A 15,428-nucleotide genomic window follows, 5' to 3' on the forward strand; every position below is an offset into this window, starting at 1 on the left:
CAAATCATTGGTTGATTCATGATAAAATAGCAGCATTAACAGATAAGGATGATTAATAATGGAGTATGGAAGTTATCGGTTTACACGTGCAGAAGTCAACCTTGACCATATGGAATACAACGTCGACCAAATAAAAAAACAGTTAAACCCAGAGACTAAGTTTATGGCTGTTGTCAAAGCGGATGCCTACGGTCATGGAGCTGTCGAAATCGGCAGAAAGCTAGAGGCGATTGGTACAGATTATTTAGCGGTCGCCGTTTTGGATGAGGGATTAGAACTGCGAGAAGCTGGTATAACAATCCCTATTTTGATGTTTGGTCCTATCGAAGAGTCAACGATTGCTACAGCAATTGCTAATGAAATTACGATGACAGTTTTTACAGAAGAAACGGCTTATCTTATCCAAAAAAAGGCAGAAGAACTACGCAAAACAGCTTACATCCATTTAAAAGTTGATTCCGGCATGTCTCGAATCGGTGTACGCTCTTTTGAAGAAGCCTTGAATGTTATGAATGCTTTAAAATCAGACTTTGTCAAATGGGATGGTATTTTCACTCATTTTGCTGACGCAGAGAATCTGGAGAATCCCGCCTTTACAAAGTTACAATTCGATACCTTTATTAAAATCGTTGCTGAGCTTGAGTCAGAAAACATCTTTTTCAACTTGAAGCATTGCTGCAACACAGCAGCGACACTAGCTTTTCCAGAATATCATTTAGATATGATTCGGACAGGGATTTCTTTGTACGGATATCATCCCGATCCCAAGATGCAATCTTATGTTGATTTAAAACCAGTCATGACATTAAAAACGCACGCCTCTTATATAAAGAATATATCTGCTGGCGATACGGTCGGTTACGGCAGAACTTTTAAAGCCGCGAAAAGCACTAAAATTGCCACAATTCCTCTAGGTTATGCAGATGGCATTCCCCGACAACTGTCTAACCAATGGGCACTATTTATAAATGGGCATAAGGCTCCGGTTGCCGGAAGAATATGTATGGATCAAATCATGTTAGATGTGACGGAAATCGAATCTTTAACAGAAGAAGATGAATTGATTTTTTTCGGTGATCCAGCGAAAGGCTATCCTTCCCTTTATAAAATGGCTGACATAACAAATGGATTCCATTATGAACTGCTTTGCGGAATCGGCAAAAGAATTCCGCGGATTTATTTCAGTGCAGGCAGTGTGACAGCTACACAAAATACACTTCTTGATTAACAGATAAACGCCATTGACCTGAAAAAAGCTGTCTGATTCCTTTTAAATAAGAATCAGGCAGCTTTAAATTAAAATGCGTATTTTAAAAATGATTGTTGAAACCGAATTTAATCTTCTCCTGCGTCGTCGCCTATATCTTCTTCTAGATCTGTCCCCGTATCAACGTCAGTATCCATTTCTGTGTCAGTAGCCGGATCTTCTACATCAGTGTCAGGGGGGTCTCCACATGCTGCCAGGAACATCGTTGCAGTCATTGTTAATGCCGCCAGTTTTTTCCATTTCTTCATATTGATCCTCTCCTTTATTCCATGTAATGATCAAACTAGAAAGTATCGACTACTTTCAATAACATCCTACCACAAATATTCATACCGCTTCCAAAGAGAAGACCATACAATTTCGTAAACCGTTTTTTAAAGGTTGATACAGAGTTTATCGAAATTCAATACTGTTTGCTTTGCACATCCTAACAGCCACCCGCGGAGTTATACTGCGTTGAAGGATCATTTGGGTTATGAAAAGTTTTGATCCTATGATTGCGACTAGTTCATGCGGCTTTTTCAGTTTAACTGGTTTCAATCCCCTTTTTGGAACTAGTTCCTGCAACTTTTTCAAATTAACTGGTTCCAATCGGCTCTTTGTGACTAGTTCTGAGGACAGTGCTGTTCTGAAGTGGTTCCAATCCCCTTTTTGCAACTAGTTCCTGCAACTTTTTCAAATTAACTGGTTCCAATCCCCTTTTTGGAACTAGTTCCTGCGGCTTTTTCAGTTTAACTGGTTCCAATCCCCTTTTTGCGACTAGTTCCTGCAACTTTTTCAAATTAACTGGTTCCAATATTTTTTAAGAACCCGATCTGCAATCAGGGAGTTGATCAACTTGTTCTATCATCTCAGATGCAAGACGCAGCAGCCAAGAAAATTAGGCTCTCTCTAAGTCATCACAACTAAGAGGGTTTACTAAGGTTTGAACTGTGCTATTAAAAGCAGAAGACAAACGCCCTTCTATTGGTTAGAGACTTTATCTACAATGAAAACGTGCTAGAAAAAACCGAGCAGAATTGTACTTATGCACAAATCTGCTCGGTTGATCTTTTATATTCGCCGGATTTAATTTTTGTTCCGGCCTCTCTTTTGAAATTAGTTACATTAATCTAAGATTTGCACTTCAATGGTACGACGACCAAATGACCATGCAGCATCTAAGCTTTCCATGTGGATATCAATGCGATTTCCATTGATTGCTCCACCAGTGTCTCCAGCTACAAATTCTCCATATCCTGGGACATAAATTCTTGAACCAAGTGGGATAAAGCTGGGATCCACTGCTATTACGTTTGGATTTTCTCTTAAATCAATACCTGAATAAGTGATATTCCCTAATGAAGCTTGATTGCGTGAATACGCTGTTGCTTCGACTGTTACCGTTCTTCCAGCTGGTGCTGCTGCTTGAGCCGCTTCTGTTTCAGACTCAGTAGATGAAGAAGTGTTTACTTCATTAGAAGGTGCTGCTTCTGGAGCTTCGGTTTCTGATTCTGCTTCAGGTTCCGCTTCTTCTACGATCTCTTTTTCAACTTCATCTGGTGTTTCAGTTTCAACTACTTCATCTTCTGAAACATCATAGCTGACAACTTCATCATTATTTTCTACTGAAAGAATCGATGCATCTCCACTAAGATAGATCGTCGTTCCAACTTCGATCATACTGTGATTATTGATATCGTTAACTTTAGCAAGTTTTTCTATAGAAAAATCTGTTGCTTCTGAAATTCCCCAGAGCGTATCGCCCCATTGGAAAGTATACTCTACTGTGTCTTCTTCATTTTGGTTTTGTTTTTGGGCTTTAATTTCAGCTTCGATTTCTGCAACGGTTCTTGGCTGCCAATTGCTTGCTGACATTTCCTCTGCGTGTATTTCGTTCATAGTTCCAAGACTAAATAATGAAGCGAAGGCAATTGTTGCACTTGCTTTCAATAAATATTTCTGCACTGTAGACATAAATTCTCGTGCTCCTTTTCTTTTTATTCCTCTTGTGTGTTGGTCAATAAAGGTTGCTGATCATTGGCAAAACAAATAAAAATGAATGATCACAAAACTAATCTATCTGCAACCAGATGTTATCTTACCACGATTATTTGAGAATAAAAGAGTGAGAAGCCTTGTGTTACGCCTTTTTAGTCTTCCTGTATTATAATACTTACTTTTTTACAGTCGTGTTTCAAAATGCCTTTAATTACATATTTCAGTAACGAAACCATGCACTGATCATTTTATACATTATAATATACAAAAAACAGGATGATGCACGTATATTTATTATATATCGTGACATCATCCTGTCATACTATTCATATTTTCCTCTTAAGAAAGGCTGAATCTTGCCTTTTAGGCAGTTTTCTCTGTAACAATCAAAATGATTGAATTTCACTTGAAATTGTTCTATTCATCTGTCTGTTCATTCGCTTAAAGCAGCTGTTTTTGTTCGTTGAAGAACTGTTTGTATGCCAAAAAGCTGGCAATGACACTAGAAATACTCGTTACGGAAATGAGCATGAACATCACCACGATCTGATATCGGATCGCTGCCGTCGGTTCTACCCCAGCAAAAATCAGCCCGGACATCATTCCCGGCAGACTCACTAGTCCAACGGTTTTGGTACTGTCGATTGATGGAGACATACCAGTTTTAACACTCTCACGGATAATCGAGAGCGAGGCTTGTTTCTCATCCGCTCCTAAAGCCAGTTTTTCCAATACTTGCTGCCTTTGATCTTGAAATTTCCCATTTAGAGCCCGATAAGTCAATCCCACTGCGACCATAGCGTTGCTGGCGATCATTCCAGTGATGGGTACAATCTGTGAGGGAACCCATTCTATCGCTCCTGTCAATACTAGTAAGCTTAATGTAATAGCTGTTCCAGCACTAAGAGAGAATAAAGAAATTTTAAACGAATGCGGAATACCGCTGCTGCGTTTATGTGCATTAAAGGATGCATTAAATACAATGAATAGTACCATAGCCAATGTAACAAACAGATTGTCTAATCCAAAGATGAAACTCAGAACATAGCCGATAATGAACAGCTGGATCACTGCCCTCAGTCCGGCAATAAAAATGTCTTTCCCCAATCCAAGTTTTTCTTTATAAGTAATAAAAACAGCAACCATCAATAAGGCAGTCGAGAACAGCAATGAGACATTATTGATTTCCAGATTATTCGTCATGCTTTTCCTCCAATCGTCCATCTATGATCCGAATCACCCGATCAGCCTGAGATAATTCTGATTCATCATGCGTGATCATTAGAACAGTGATGTCAGACTGCTGGTTCAACTCTTTGATCAGTGTATGAATAATCCGTTTGTTTTCAGTATCCAAAGAACTAGTCACCTCATCCAGCAGCAAGACTTCTGGCTGAAACAACAAATTCCTGACTAACGCTATTCGCTGCTTTTCTCCACCTGACAACTCTGTAACAGCTTTTTCATAATAGGTCTCCGGCAATTTGACTTTCTTTAAATAGTCTTTAATTCTCTGCTCTTCTGGATCCTGATTCCTTATTTCATATGGAAACGTTAGATTATCTTTGACTGTTTGATCAAACAATGCTGCATTCTGAAAAAAATAAGAAACCTTTTTTCTATATTCCAAAGGATCGTTTTTATCGAGACTTTGACCTTTAAAGAGTATCTCTCCTTTTGTCGGAGAGATTAAACTGCCCAGCACTTTCAGCAATGTACTCTTTCCACTGCCAGAAGGTCCGGTAATCGTAACGATTTCTCCTTTTTCCACATCGAAAGAAATGTTTTCAAGAATCGTTTCCTGGCCGGCTTTAAAACCAACTGCTTGAACAGATAAAATCGGTTGTTCCATAGGTACTCTCCTTTACTCAATGTACAGCTTTGTATCACTGTCGCTTTACTATAAAGCGGCTCACTGTCTTTTATTTATTGAAAGAACTTTTGCTACTGTTGTCCCTGTTCTTCTGCTTTTGTGATTCTTTCTGCCTGTTCTTCCTGAGAGAGATAGGTAAAGCCTTCTCCCGTTACTTCCTGGACATGTGAGATCGTGACAAATGCATTGGGATCAATGCTTTCCACAATCCGTTTAATCGCCAGCACTTCGCGTCGACTGATAATAATATATAAAACTTGTTTCTGGTTGCCCGTATAGTATCCTTTCCCATCTAAGATGGTAATGCCACGGCCGATCTGCTGTTCAATCTGCTTAGCGATTTCATCATATTTTTCTGAAATAATGAAAAAGGATTTTCTAGGATTCAATCCTTCCAGCACAAAGTCGATTACCTTACTCTGTACCACTAAATTTACTAGCGTTAAAAAGACGTTTTCTGCCCCGATAATAAAGATACTTGGTACCACAATACAAAGATCGATCAGTAAGATCGCTGTAGGAATATTGATTCCCAGATACTTTTGCATCATCTTGGCTAGTATATCTCCACCAGCAGTTGTTCCATGGCCAAGCATGATCAGTCCGATTCCTGCCCCCATAAACACACCTGCACCCATTGGAGCTAATAAGGTTGTCTCAGGAATAAATGACCACCGCGTTACAATCAGCAGCATCACGGAAATAATTCCATTTGCCACGATTGTATAGTTCAGCGTTTTCTTATCTAAAAAGCGATACCCCATTGCGATGATTGCTATATTACTAATGAAAATGGTATACGACGGTTCTATTCCGGATAAGTAGAAGAGAATTAGTGAGAAACCGGTCAAACCACCTTCTGCTAAATCATTCGGTACGGTAAAGACATTGACACTAACAGCATATAAAAACGAACCGATTGTAATCAATGCCAGGTTTTTAACTGTCTCTTTCGTTAACAAAGACTTCATCTTAGTTCTCCTTTTGATAAACGACTTTTCCGTCAACAACCGTCATCAAGACAGCGGTCTCTTTGATCTCTTCAGTCGCACACGTAAAAATATTGCGGTCCAGTACAACAAAATCTGCATAGTACCCTGGCTGAATCCTGCCTTTTACATTTTCTTCAAAGCTTGCGTAGGCACTTTCTAGGGTATAGGCATCTACTGCTGTATAGATGTCCATCGCTTCTTCAGGACGGTAACCTTCAGATGGCTCACCATTCAATCGTTTTCTGGACACTGCTGAATAAAGATTTTCCCAAGGATTAAACGATACAATCGGTGCATCCGAACTAAACGACTGGTGAACCCCCGCTCTAGACAGGGTACCAAAGGCATAAGATGTGCTTGCCCGCTGCTCTCCTAATCGTGATAACAGAATAGGAATATCATCATTTAAAAAGATCGGTTGAATATAAGTCAGGTATTTTCGATCAATCACACGATCGATCAGATCCTTTCCAGTGATTTGAATATGATTGATACCTAAACGCAGATCATTCAGCCGATCTCCCAGTGCTGCATCGTAAGCATCTAAAATGCGTTCGACACCTTTATCTCCAATGCCATGGATGATGACCTGGAAGCCGTGATCTACCGCCAACTTAACTTCATGATTCAATACAGACTGCGGCTTGGTTTCTATCCCAACATTACCCGGATCATCAGAATACGCTTCTCTCATCGCAGCGGTTCTAGCACCCAGCGTTCCATCTGAAAAAAGTTTTACAGGTCCGATTCTGTTAAATGCACTGCCTTGCCCCAGTTTATACCCTTTATCCATAAAAGGCTGAATATAATTACCATCATTGAACCAGATTTGCTGGTAGAACCGCACGGTCAGGGCACCTTCTTCTTCCAGTTCATGATATAAATTCAGATTTGCTTCTATCTTATCATCTTTTGCATCGTTTGTATGCATGGAAGTCAGCCCTTGACTGTTTGCTAGACGCATCGTTTTCTTCAGTACTCGCTTTTTCTCATCTTTGCTCAACTCAGGAAGGTAGGGACGCACTAAATCGATTGCCCCTTCTGTCAAAATTCCTGTCGGCTCTCCAGTTTTATCTTTCACTACTTCGCCGCCCGTTTTAGAAACGGAATCTCTGGTCAGTTTGAGGACTTCGATAGCTTTAGAATTCAAGCTCATGACATGACGGTCAACTCGGACCATGGCTACAGGAATGGTTGTAGAAATCTTATCCAGATCTGTACGGTCAGGGGTTCTCTGTTCGTCTGTGAACTGATTCTGATTCCAGCCTTCTGTATATAAGAAGGCTCCCTCAGTCAGTTGCCGCTCTTGAATATAGTTTTTAGCCCGCTCAATCAATTCTTGCATAGAGGTGACATCCGTGATTTGCAGCATATCCAGATACTCGGCAGTCATCAAAAAATGCAGATGTGAATCATTTAAACCTGGTATCACTGTAGCTCCTTTTAAATCAATGATCTCAGCTCTATCTTTATAGGTTTCCACCAATTCATTGTCTCCAACTGCAATGATTTTTCCGCTGTCTACGACCATTGTCTTGGAGAATTGATCTCTATTTCTATATAAGTTTCCATTTATGTATAGTTTCATTCTTTTTTCGCCTCCAGATCCTCTCTCATTGTATCACGATACGGAATAACGCAACACCGGTTTTCTCAATCCAGGATCTATTCTGCATCTATCTGCAAAACAACAAACTACCGGATGCATTAAAAAGAACGATTTTGCCTTTGAGGCAAAATCGTTCGAGTCTTAAATTCAAATGGTTTATAGCCAGCTTCCTGTAAACTGATGGATGCCATAGGTATTTTCTGTAGAATCGATTTCTCTGGTCCAATAATCTTTTGGAGAGAAATACTCACGTGGGAAAATATGACAGTTTTCTACCACTTGCTTAGTGTTGTCGGGTTTCAGACCGCGTTCTGTCATAATTTCAGTGATTCGAATAACGTTTGTCTTACGGTCATGTGAGCCGTCTTCTTGAATAAACGTACGTCCTTCATAATCATTGTAAAGTTCTTCGATGAATGGGTGATGCGGTTCAGCTCCGATGATCCCAGTAGATATCTCCGTTTCGATTTCAAAACTGAAAAATGCCGGCAGATCCCTAAAGTCGTCAATCGGCTTGATCAATTCCATATCAGTATCCACGTAAACGCCGCCGTATTCTTTCAGTGCATACACTCGAGCAACGTCTGAGACAAACGCCCATTGTTTTTCATCGTATGCCTGCTTTGTATAAATACCGTGATCTTCAGGGTTAAAGTTGGACTCGTTCCAAACTTTGATTTCCCAATCCGGGCAATATTTTTTCCAGCTTTCTAGACATTTCTTTTCCAGCTCTCCAAGTTCGTTCCCGCCAAACCAAGCATAATGTATTATTTTCGGAATCATAGTTGTACTCCTCCATTTTATTTATCATGAAAATTTCTTGAAAACTCTAGATTCATTGTAACAAAATGACACCTGAAAAATCGAACAATAAGCTTGATAGGAAACTCATCTGACTCTACCTGACTTAAAGGTTAAGACTGGTCTTGTGCAAACTGTTCACGAGACAGTTCAACTCGTTCTTCCATCGGCTGAATTTTTTTCTTGTACATATACCGCATTGCAATAGCGGCAAACACAACAGCTACCGCTTCTGAGATGACAATAGCCCACCAGACAGAATGGACATCGCCTGTCAGTGACAACAAATATGCCACTGGAACTAATATGATCAGCTGCCTCGCTGCTTGAACGCCCAGACTAAGTATACCATTCCCCAAAGCTTGGAATACTGTTCCCATGATAATACTGAATCCAGCTAATACGAAGCTGAGACTGATAGTTCTCAAGGCAGAAACACCAATTGCTGTCATTTCTGGAGAAGCGCTGAATAAAGCCAACAGTTGCGTTGGGAACAATTGGAACAGAATGGTTCCTAAAAGCATCAATGAAAGAGCATAAATCAAGCAGATTTTAATGGCACTCATCATTCTCTGTTTATTGCGTGCACCATAGTTGTAAGAAACGATCGGAATCATACCATTGTTCAAACCGAAGACCGGCATAAAGGCAAAGCCCTGAAGACGGATATAAACGCCATAAACGGCAGTAGCCGTCGCAGTGAACTGCAGCAGAATGTTATTCAACAAGAAGGTAACTAATGAAGTGATTGATGTCATCAGCATAGAGGGAATCCCTACAGAGTAAATGCGTCGGATAACACCCCAGTCAGGTCGGAATCCTTTGATCTTCATATCCACGTCATCATTGAATTTTGCATTAAATGTAAACGCCATAAGTGCAGAAACCGTTTGAGCGATAACAGTCGCCAGGGCTGCACCATAAACACCTAGTGCCGGGAAACCAAATAATCCGAAAATCATAATCGGATCCAGTGCAATGTTTAAAATCGCACCTGTGCCTTGCGTAATCATTGTATAAAAGGTTCTGCCGGTAGCCTGCAATGTTCTTTCATAGACAAACTGCAAGAACTTCCCGATCGAGAATACTGAGATAATCATCGTGTATTCTACACCGTTTTGAATAATCAGCGCATTATCTGTCTGCGCTTCAAAAAACGGGCGCATGGCGGTCAGACCTAATGCAAGGAAAACTGCATAGTGCATAAAGGCCAGGAACACACCGTTATTAGCCGTTTCACTGGCTAAATCTTTCCTGTCTTCTCCTAGTCGTTTAGAGAGTTCCGCGTTCATTCCTACTCCTGAACCAACTTGAACAGCCAGCATCAGCATTTGAATCGGATAAGCGAGTGAGAGTGCAGCCAGTGCTTCTTCACTGATTTGTGCAACGAACATACTATCTACGACATTGTACATTGACTGGATCAGCATAGAGATCATCATTGGCAGCGACAAGTTCAGCACGAGACGGTTCATCGGCATCGTGCCTAGTTTATTGGATTTCATTTTTTTCATTACTGTACACCTTCTTATCCTTTACTTCATTCCTCAAACCTCAAATACTTACTTTAAGTTTGAAAATACTTTGTTCATTATACCCAATTCAGAAATTGAAATGAAGCAGAATGTTGTAATCCAATGAGTTTATCATTTTACTCATCAAAGTCTGTGAAAAACTGCTAAAAAAACAAAGTTAAACATCGTTTCTCTTCATTTTTCTGATACAATATTGAGGACCATTACTGAAAGGAGCTTCATCAAAAATGGGTAAAGTCATCCGTAAACTTTTCACTCTCTTACTTGCCGTTTTTATTGGTTTCTGGCTGTCTGCTAGCGGGATTCTTCAAGGAACCGAACTGGGGAACTGGCTGGACAGAATTGTCAGCTATATTCCGACTCCTGAAACATGGTCGGAAATAGGCTCTCTCGAACTGGATATAGATCAATTAAGCAAAACAACCGGACCATCTGCAGACACAGAGTCTGAAGACACCGTGGCAACCACTCCCGCCTCTTCAGAAGTAAACTACAGCATCGTTGAAGATAAAATCTTTACTTTATTAAATGAATTACGACTAGAAAAAGGACTAAATACTTTACAAAGAAATGATATGCTGAAAAAAGCAGCCGATTTGCGTGCAGTTGAAACGGAGACCCTGTTTTCCCACACTCGACCGAACGGCACAGATGCTTTCACGGTATTTAAAGAAGAAGGCATTGATTATGCTTATCAAGTAGTCGGAGAAAATCTGGGTATGGCTACGAATTATTTAGAAGAAACAGAAATGGCTGAATTGTTATTCAACGGCTGGGTAGAAAGTGAAGGCCATTATGAAAATATGGTCCGTCCAGAATATGAAGAAATTGGAATCGGCGTTCATTACGATGGAGAATTTCTTTACGCCACTCAAATTTTCGGCACGCCTATGTATTAAGCTCAATTTTAGGTCCTCCATTCATTATCAGATGACCTATCGTTCCTAAATAAAAAAGATGCCCGGCACTCGCTGTTATCAAGCGTACCGAGCATCTTTTTTTATTTGCATGATGGATCCTTTTATAACTGATACAGATCAGGACGGCGGTCTTGGAAGACATTGATCTGAGACTTTACCTGGTTGCGCAATGGAAGGTCGAACTCTGCTGTTAAGATCTGTTCTTTTTCTTCTGCATTCGCTAAAGTATTGCCCAAAGGATCCAGCAGCAGCGAATGTCCGCAGAAGGCAAGCTTGTCTGTTTTTCCCGCACCATTTACCCCTGCTACAAATACTTGATTTTCAATTGCTCTCGCTTTGAGCAGTGTTTCCCAGTGAAAAACACGAGGATGCGGCCAAGCAGCCGGGACAAACAATATTTCGATCTCTTTCAGCGCCAGCATTCTGATCCACTCCGTAAACCTCAGATCGTAACAAGTAGCTATACCGGCTTTAACGCCATCTATTTCAAAAATCCCCAATTCTTGACCGGGCGTAAACTGTTCATGTTCCCCAGAAGGAGAAAACAAATGGACTTTATGATACGTTCCAATCAACTGCCCTTTTCGGTCATATTGATAGCCGGTATTATAATAACTTCCATTAAAAACAGTGGCTACTGTCCCGCCGACAATATTTACCTTATGCTTTTTACTTAATCGACTAAGGAACACTTTTGAGCGCTGACCATCCTTATCTGCATGCTTTGAAAGGTCTTCAGGGAAGAAAGACACATTCCACATTTCAGGTAATACGATCGTATCCGGCTGTTCCGTTTGGATTGCTTGATCAGTCAGCCGCTCAATCATTTGTTCATTCTGCTCAGGCTCATTGAATATCAGTTCTGGTTGAATGGCACTTACTTTCATCTTCTTACCTCCTGTTTTTATGTTTTTTAGGTTGATTCACTGCTCAAAAATTCTCAGAAAAGCTGCGGTCTTCTTCTGACATCAAGTATTGATACAGCGCACCATATAAATTAGCATCGTTTCCTAGTTCACTCTTTACAACTTCTGCTTGAAACCCGTTGATTTCTGTCATTGGATCTTGTTCAAAAACCTCGTTTACTGCTTTTTTAATCGATTCAACAAATATCGGTTCAGCGCTCATACCGCCGCCGATTACGAAGCGCTCCGGGTCCAGTATTGTCTGAAGATTCAGTATTTGGATCGCAATAATCTCACAATAGGCTGAAAACAACTCTGCAACTTCCTGATTCCCATTTTTGATCGCTTGGAAGACATCTTCTCCTGAAAAAGTTGCTTGATCTGCGCCAACTAGTCTAGCAGCTTTCTGAACCAGCTTCACTGTGCTGGCTTTTTCAGCAAACGAATTGTTCTTTTTATTGATGCTCGTTCCATCCACTTTAACAGACGAAAACTCACCCGCTCCTAAATGATGCCCTTTGATCAATTCTCCATTTAAGACAATTCCGCCGCCTACACCGGTCCCCAGAATCATTGCCACGCCGTTTTCTATACCATGCAGCTTTCCTTTCCAAACTTCTCCAAGCGCTGCACTTTTGGCGTCATTTTCAATAGCGATCGTCGTCTGAAGACATTCCTCTATCACTTCTTTCAGATTAAGGTCTCTGATAAACAACAGTGAACCGCCATGTACCGCATGCCCCGTTTCAGAATCAATAATCCCCGGCATACTGAATGATACACCCTGAATCTCATCTTTAACCTTTTGATAAATACTCTCTATTGCGGATAAAAAATCCTCCATATTGCTTTTCGGCGTTTTGACTTTATCTTTTTCAAATATTGTATCTTCATTCATAACAGCATATTTTATGGCAGAACCGCCTACATCGTAAACCAAGTATTTTTTCATAGTGTCCTCCAACAAATTTTTTGAATGTTTGCTTCTTTATTACCTTATCACGATTCAAATATTAATCAACAATCTAATTTATATGGTCATTCGGGTAAAATTCCTTCTTTAGAATTCAAACGAAATTCGTACAAATTATCGTTTACTTGCGCCATTTAACTGAAAATATTGATAATCTTTCATAGTTTGTGTTGAATTTTCATTGAAAGTAGTGTATAAATAATATATAAGAAGTAAACGATTTCAATGAAGTGCTATTGAGTCTTTAAAAGAAGCCTGACTTGCATTTATTATTATTGATAAATGTAACCGGATTCAATGTATCACACTAAAAGATATCTTGGACTTTTTAATAGGCTGCATCTATCGTATACGATCTAAAAATAGTTTTCAAAAAAGGGGAAGTTCATCATGTCAACGAAAACCATTATGTTAGTTTGTGCTGCTGGAATGAGTACCAGCATGCTAGTTACGAAAATGCAAAAAGCTGCTGAATCTGAAGGAATCGAAACAGATATCTTTGCAGTATCCGCTAATGAAGCAGACAACTATCTGGCTTCTAAACCAGTAGACGTTTTGCTGTTAGGACCACAAGTAAAATTCTTGAAAAAACAAATGGAAACAAAAGTTGAAGGAAAAGACATTCCAGTTGAAGTCATTGATATGAGAGACTACGGAATGATGAACGGTAAAAACGTTTTGGATAAAGCTTTATCACTTAGCAAGTAACCTTCATCAATCGATTTCAGCCTTAAAGATATTCAAAAAAGGGGTCTTATCATGTCAGCAAATCAAGAAGAACTAATGCAAACCATTATGGGATTAATCATGCATGGCGGCGACGCTAAAGGTAATGCGATGGAAGCGATCCAAGCAGCAAAAGAAAAAGATTTCGAAGCAGCTGAAGAAAGCTTGAAATTAGCGGACGAAGCTTTAACGCGTGCACATAATTCTCAAACCGGTCTATTGACCAGCGAAGCATCCGGCGACAGTGTTGAGTTATCTCTGTTAATGGTTCACGGTCAAGACCATTTAATGAATGCCATTACATTTAAGGATCTTGCAGTAGAGATCGTTGAGTTATACAAAACACGTTAAAATAATAAATAGACTCTGCTCGTTAGTTTAATTCCATTAAACTAACGGGCGGAGTTTTTCTATTTTTATACTCTACCAATAGTCTCTGATTCCTTTTAAATTCAACGGTATCTTTCAAAATAAAACTTCATTCAGTTTGTTGTAAAAAGCTCTTTCATGAGAAGGTTTTTATATCTGATACTTTTTCTAACCTCTGAACTGTAATATTGTTATACCGCAATAGATGAATACGTAGGATTCGCTGATGAGCTTTATATGCCTTTGTAATGATACAGATATGCTAAAAGACCGCTTGATCTCCTATAGAGAACTGAGCAGTCTTTTTAAATAGGTAATTATTCTGATACTTTAAGAATAATCTTACCTGTATTTTCATTATTTTCCATTTGACGATGTGCTTCTTTTGCTTCTTCAAAAGGTAAAACTGAATGGATAATCGGCTTTATGGTACCAAATTCAATTAAAGGCATTGCTTTTTCTACAAATTCTCTAGTCAACCTCGCCTTATAGGCATCACTTCTAGGTGTCAGCAACGTTCCTCTTAAAGAGATTCGTTTCTGCATCAACTCCATAAGCGAAACTTGTCTCACTTCCGTTCCACCCAACGTTCCAATAAGTATCCACCTTGCGTCCTCTGCACAACTCGCCAGATTTTTCTCCCAATAAGAAGCCCCCACAAAATCTAAAATAACATCGATACCCTGATTTTCAGTTATGGAAGCTATTACTTCATCAAACTCTTCTTCTTTATAGTTAATAATGTGGTCTGCACCCAGGCTTTTCGCTGCAGACAGTTTATCTTTATGACCCGCTGTTGTGAATATCGTTGCATCGCTGATTTGTCTAGCCAGTTGGATGGCAGCAGTTCCTACTCCGCTTCCTCCGGCATGAATGAGTACTTTCTGTTTAGGCTCCAGCTCCCCCAACCAATATAACGTCTGATAAGCGGTTAAAAAGACTTCTGGAATAGCTGCGGCTGCTTCCATCGATAGAGAATCGTGAAATAAAATGGCACGATCCGCAGGCATTGTTACATACTCCGCATATCCTCCATGATTGACTAGCCCCGCTACTTTCGATCCGGGTTTGAACCGTGAGTCCGACGACCGATTTTCAGTCACTATTCCACTAACTTCTACCCCAAGGATTGGATACGGCTTAGAAAGAGATGGATTTTGTCTCGTTAATGTATCCGTTCGATTTATACTCGCTGCTTTTACTTTTATCAGCAGTTCTGCCTCTTTAGGTACTGGTATATCTCTGTTTTCTATAATTAGCTGCTCTCTTGAACCTGGTTCATTTACTGTCCATGCACGCATTTTTCTCATAACCTTTCTGCCTCTTTACTATAACGCTCAACATCAGAACTGTCTATTGCTCTGCCGTCATTGAAGTCCTCCTAACGCTTCTTTTACTTTTTCATTGATTAAACGATAATATTCAGTTGAGGATTCCTAACTCATGCCGCCAATCAATCCGATCTTCCTCATAATCCC

The 15,428-nt window shown here is 39.9% G+C and carries 16 protein-coding genes; 4 read left to right on the forward strand and 12 right to left on the reverse strand.

Annotated elements, in window-relative coordinates:
* The first annotated feature begins 58 nt into the window (after window positions 1-58).
* Complete coding sequence (gene alr, locus B6F02_RS01560; protein WP_080145641.1) at window positions 59-1,228, forward strand: alanine racemase; 1,170 nt, start codon at window positions 59-61, stop codon at window positions 1,226-1,228.
* Window positions 1,229-1,335: 107 nt separating this feature from the next.
* On the opposite strand, the gene B6F02_RS01565 is transcribed toward alr, so the two are convergent.
* The 9 genes from B6F02_RS01565 to B6F02_RS01610 form a co-directional block, all read right to left on the reverse strand.
* Entirely contained in the window at window positions 1,336-1,515 is a 180-nt protein-coding gene (locus tag B6F02_RS01565) for a hypothetical protein (RefSeq protein ID WP_080145642.1), read from the reverse strand.
* 329 nt (window positions 1,516-1,844) lie between these two features.
* Window positions 1,845-2,048: a hypothetical protein gene (locus B6F02_RS01575; RefSeq protein ID WP_080145644.1), complete on the reverse strand. Its 204-nt coding sequence runs from the start codon at window positions 2,046-2,048 to the stop codon at window positions 1,845-1,847.
* Window positions 2,049-2,374: 326 nt separating this feature from the next.
* On the reverse strand, window positions 2,375-3,223 hold the full coding sequence (locus B6F02_RS01580; RefSeq protein ID WP_080145645.1) for a 3D domain-containing protein: 849 nt from the start codon (window positions 3,221-3,223) through the stop codon (window positions 2,375-2,377).
* Window positions 3,224-3,688: 465 nt separating this feature from the next.
* Window positions 3,689-4,450 (reverse strand): ABC transporter permease, encoded by a 762-nt coding sequence (locus tag B6F02_RS01585; protein ID WP_080145646.1) that lies wholly within the window; start codon window positions 4,448-4,450, stop codon window positions 3,689-3,691.
* The gene (locus B6F02_RS01590; protein WP_080145647.1) at window positions 4,440-5,099 is read right to left on the reverse strand and encodes an ABC transporter ATP-binding protein; all 660 of its coding nucleotides are present in this window, start codon (window positions 5,097-5,099) and stop codon (window positions 4,440-4,442) included. The genes B6F02_RS01585 and B6F02_RS01590 overlap by 11 nt, the downstream gene beginning before the upstream one ends.
* A gap of 92 nt (window positions 5,100-5,191) precedes the next feature.
* Window positions 5,192-6,091 (reverse strand): YitT family protein, encoded by a 900-nt coding sequence (locus tag B6F02_RS01595; RefSeq protein WP_080145648.1) that lies wholly within the window; start codon window positions 6,089-6,091, stop codon window positions 5,192-5,194.
* A 1-nt stretch (window position 6,092) separates the two neighbouring features.
* Window positions 6,093-7,700: an amidohydrolase gene (locus B6F02_RS01600; protein WP_080145649.1), complete on the reverse strand. Its 1,608-nt coding sequence runs from the start codon at window positions 7,698-7,700 to the stop codon at window positions 6,093-6,095.
* Between the two features lie 177 nt (window positions 7,701-7,877).
* Entirely contained in the window at window positions 7,878-8,504 is a 627-nt protein-coding gene (locus tag B6F02_RS01605) for a glycosyltransferase family 32 protein (protein WP_080145650.1), read from the reverse strand.
* Between the two features lie 131 nt (window positions 8,505-8,635).
* Entirely contained in the window at window positions 8,636-10,036 is a 1,401-nt protein-coding gene (locus B6F02_RS01610; protein WP_080145651.1) for an MATE family efflux transporter, read from the reverse strand.
* A gap of 248 nt (window positions 10,037-10,284) precedes the next feature.
* Here B6F02_RS01610 and B6F02_RS01615 point away from each other — a divergent pair, with 248 nt between their 5' ends.
* Window positions 10,285-10,956 carry a CAP domain-containing protein gene (locus B6F02_RS01615; RefSeq protein ID WP_256864619.1) on the forward strand — a complete coding sequence of 224 codons (672 nt, stop codon included), beginning with the start codon at window positions 10,285-10,287 and terminating at the stop codon, window positions 10,954-10,956.
* Between the two features lie 122 nt (window positions 10,957-11,078).
* Here B6F02_RS01615 and B6F02_RS01620 read toward each other — a convergent pair whose 3' ends face one another.
* Both B6F02_RS01620 and B6F02_RS01625 read right to left on the reverse strand, forming a co-directional pair.
* A complete protein-coding gene (locus B6F02_RS01620) occupies window positions 11,079-11,864 on the reverse strand; it encodes a carbon-nitrogen family hydrolase (RefSeq protein WP_080145652.1) in 786 nt (261 codons plus the stop codon).
* Window positions 11,865-11,907: 43 nt separating this feature from the next.
* Window positions 11,908-12,834: an ROK family protein gene (locus B6F02_RS01625; RefSeq protein ID WP_080145653.1), complete on the reverse strand. Its 927-nt coding sequence runs from the start codon at window positions 12,832-12,834 to the stop codon at window positions 11,908-11,910.
* Between the two features lie 411 nt (window positions 12,835-13,245).
* On the opposite strand from B6F02_RS01625, the gene B6F02_RS01630 reads away from it, so the two are divergent.
* Window positions 13,246-13,563, forward strand: a complete 318-nt coding sequence (locus B6F02_RS01630) for a PTS sugar transporter subunit IIB (RefSeq protein ID WP_080145654.1) — start codon at window positions 13,246-13,248, stop codon at window positions 13,561-13,563.
* Between the two features lie 51 nt (window positions 13,564-13,614).
* A complete protein-coding gene (locus B6F02_RS01635; RefSeq protein WP_080145655.1) occupies window positions 13,615-13,932 on the forward strand; it encodes a PTS lactose/cellobiose transporter subunit IIA in 318 nt (105 codons plus the stop codon).
* A gap of 335 nt (window positions 13,933-14,267) precedes the next feature.
* Here B6F02_RS01635 and B6F02_RS01640 read toward each other — a convergent pair whose 3' ends face one another.
* Window positions 14,268-15,251: an NAD(P)H-quinone oxidoreductase gene (locus B6F02_RS01640; RefSeq protein ID WP_080145712.1), complete on the reverse strand. Its 984-nt coding sequence runs from the start codon at window positions 15,249-15,251 to the stop codon at window positions 14,268-14,270.
* Window positions 15,252-15,428: the final 177 nt, after the last annotated feature.

Origin of the sequence: Marinilactibacillus piezotolerans (assembly GCF_900169305.1) — a bacterium.
GTDB classification, from domain to species: domain Bacteria; phylum Bacillota; class Bacilli; order Lactobacillales; family Carnobacteriaceae_A; genus Marinilactibacillus; species Marinilactibacillus piezotolerans_A.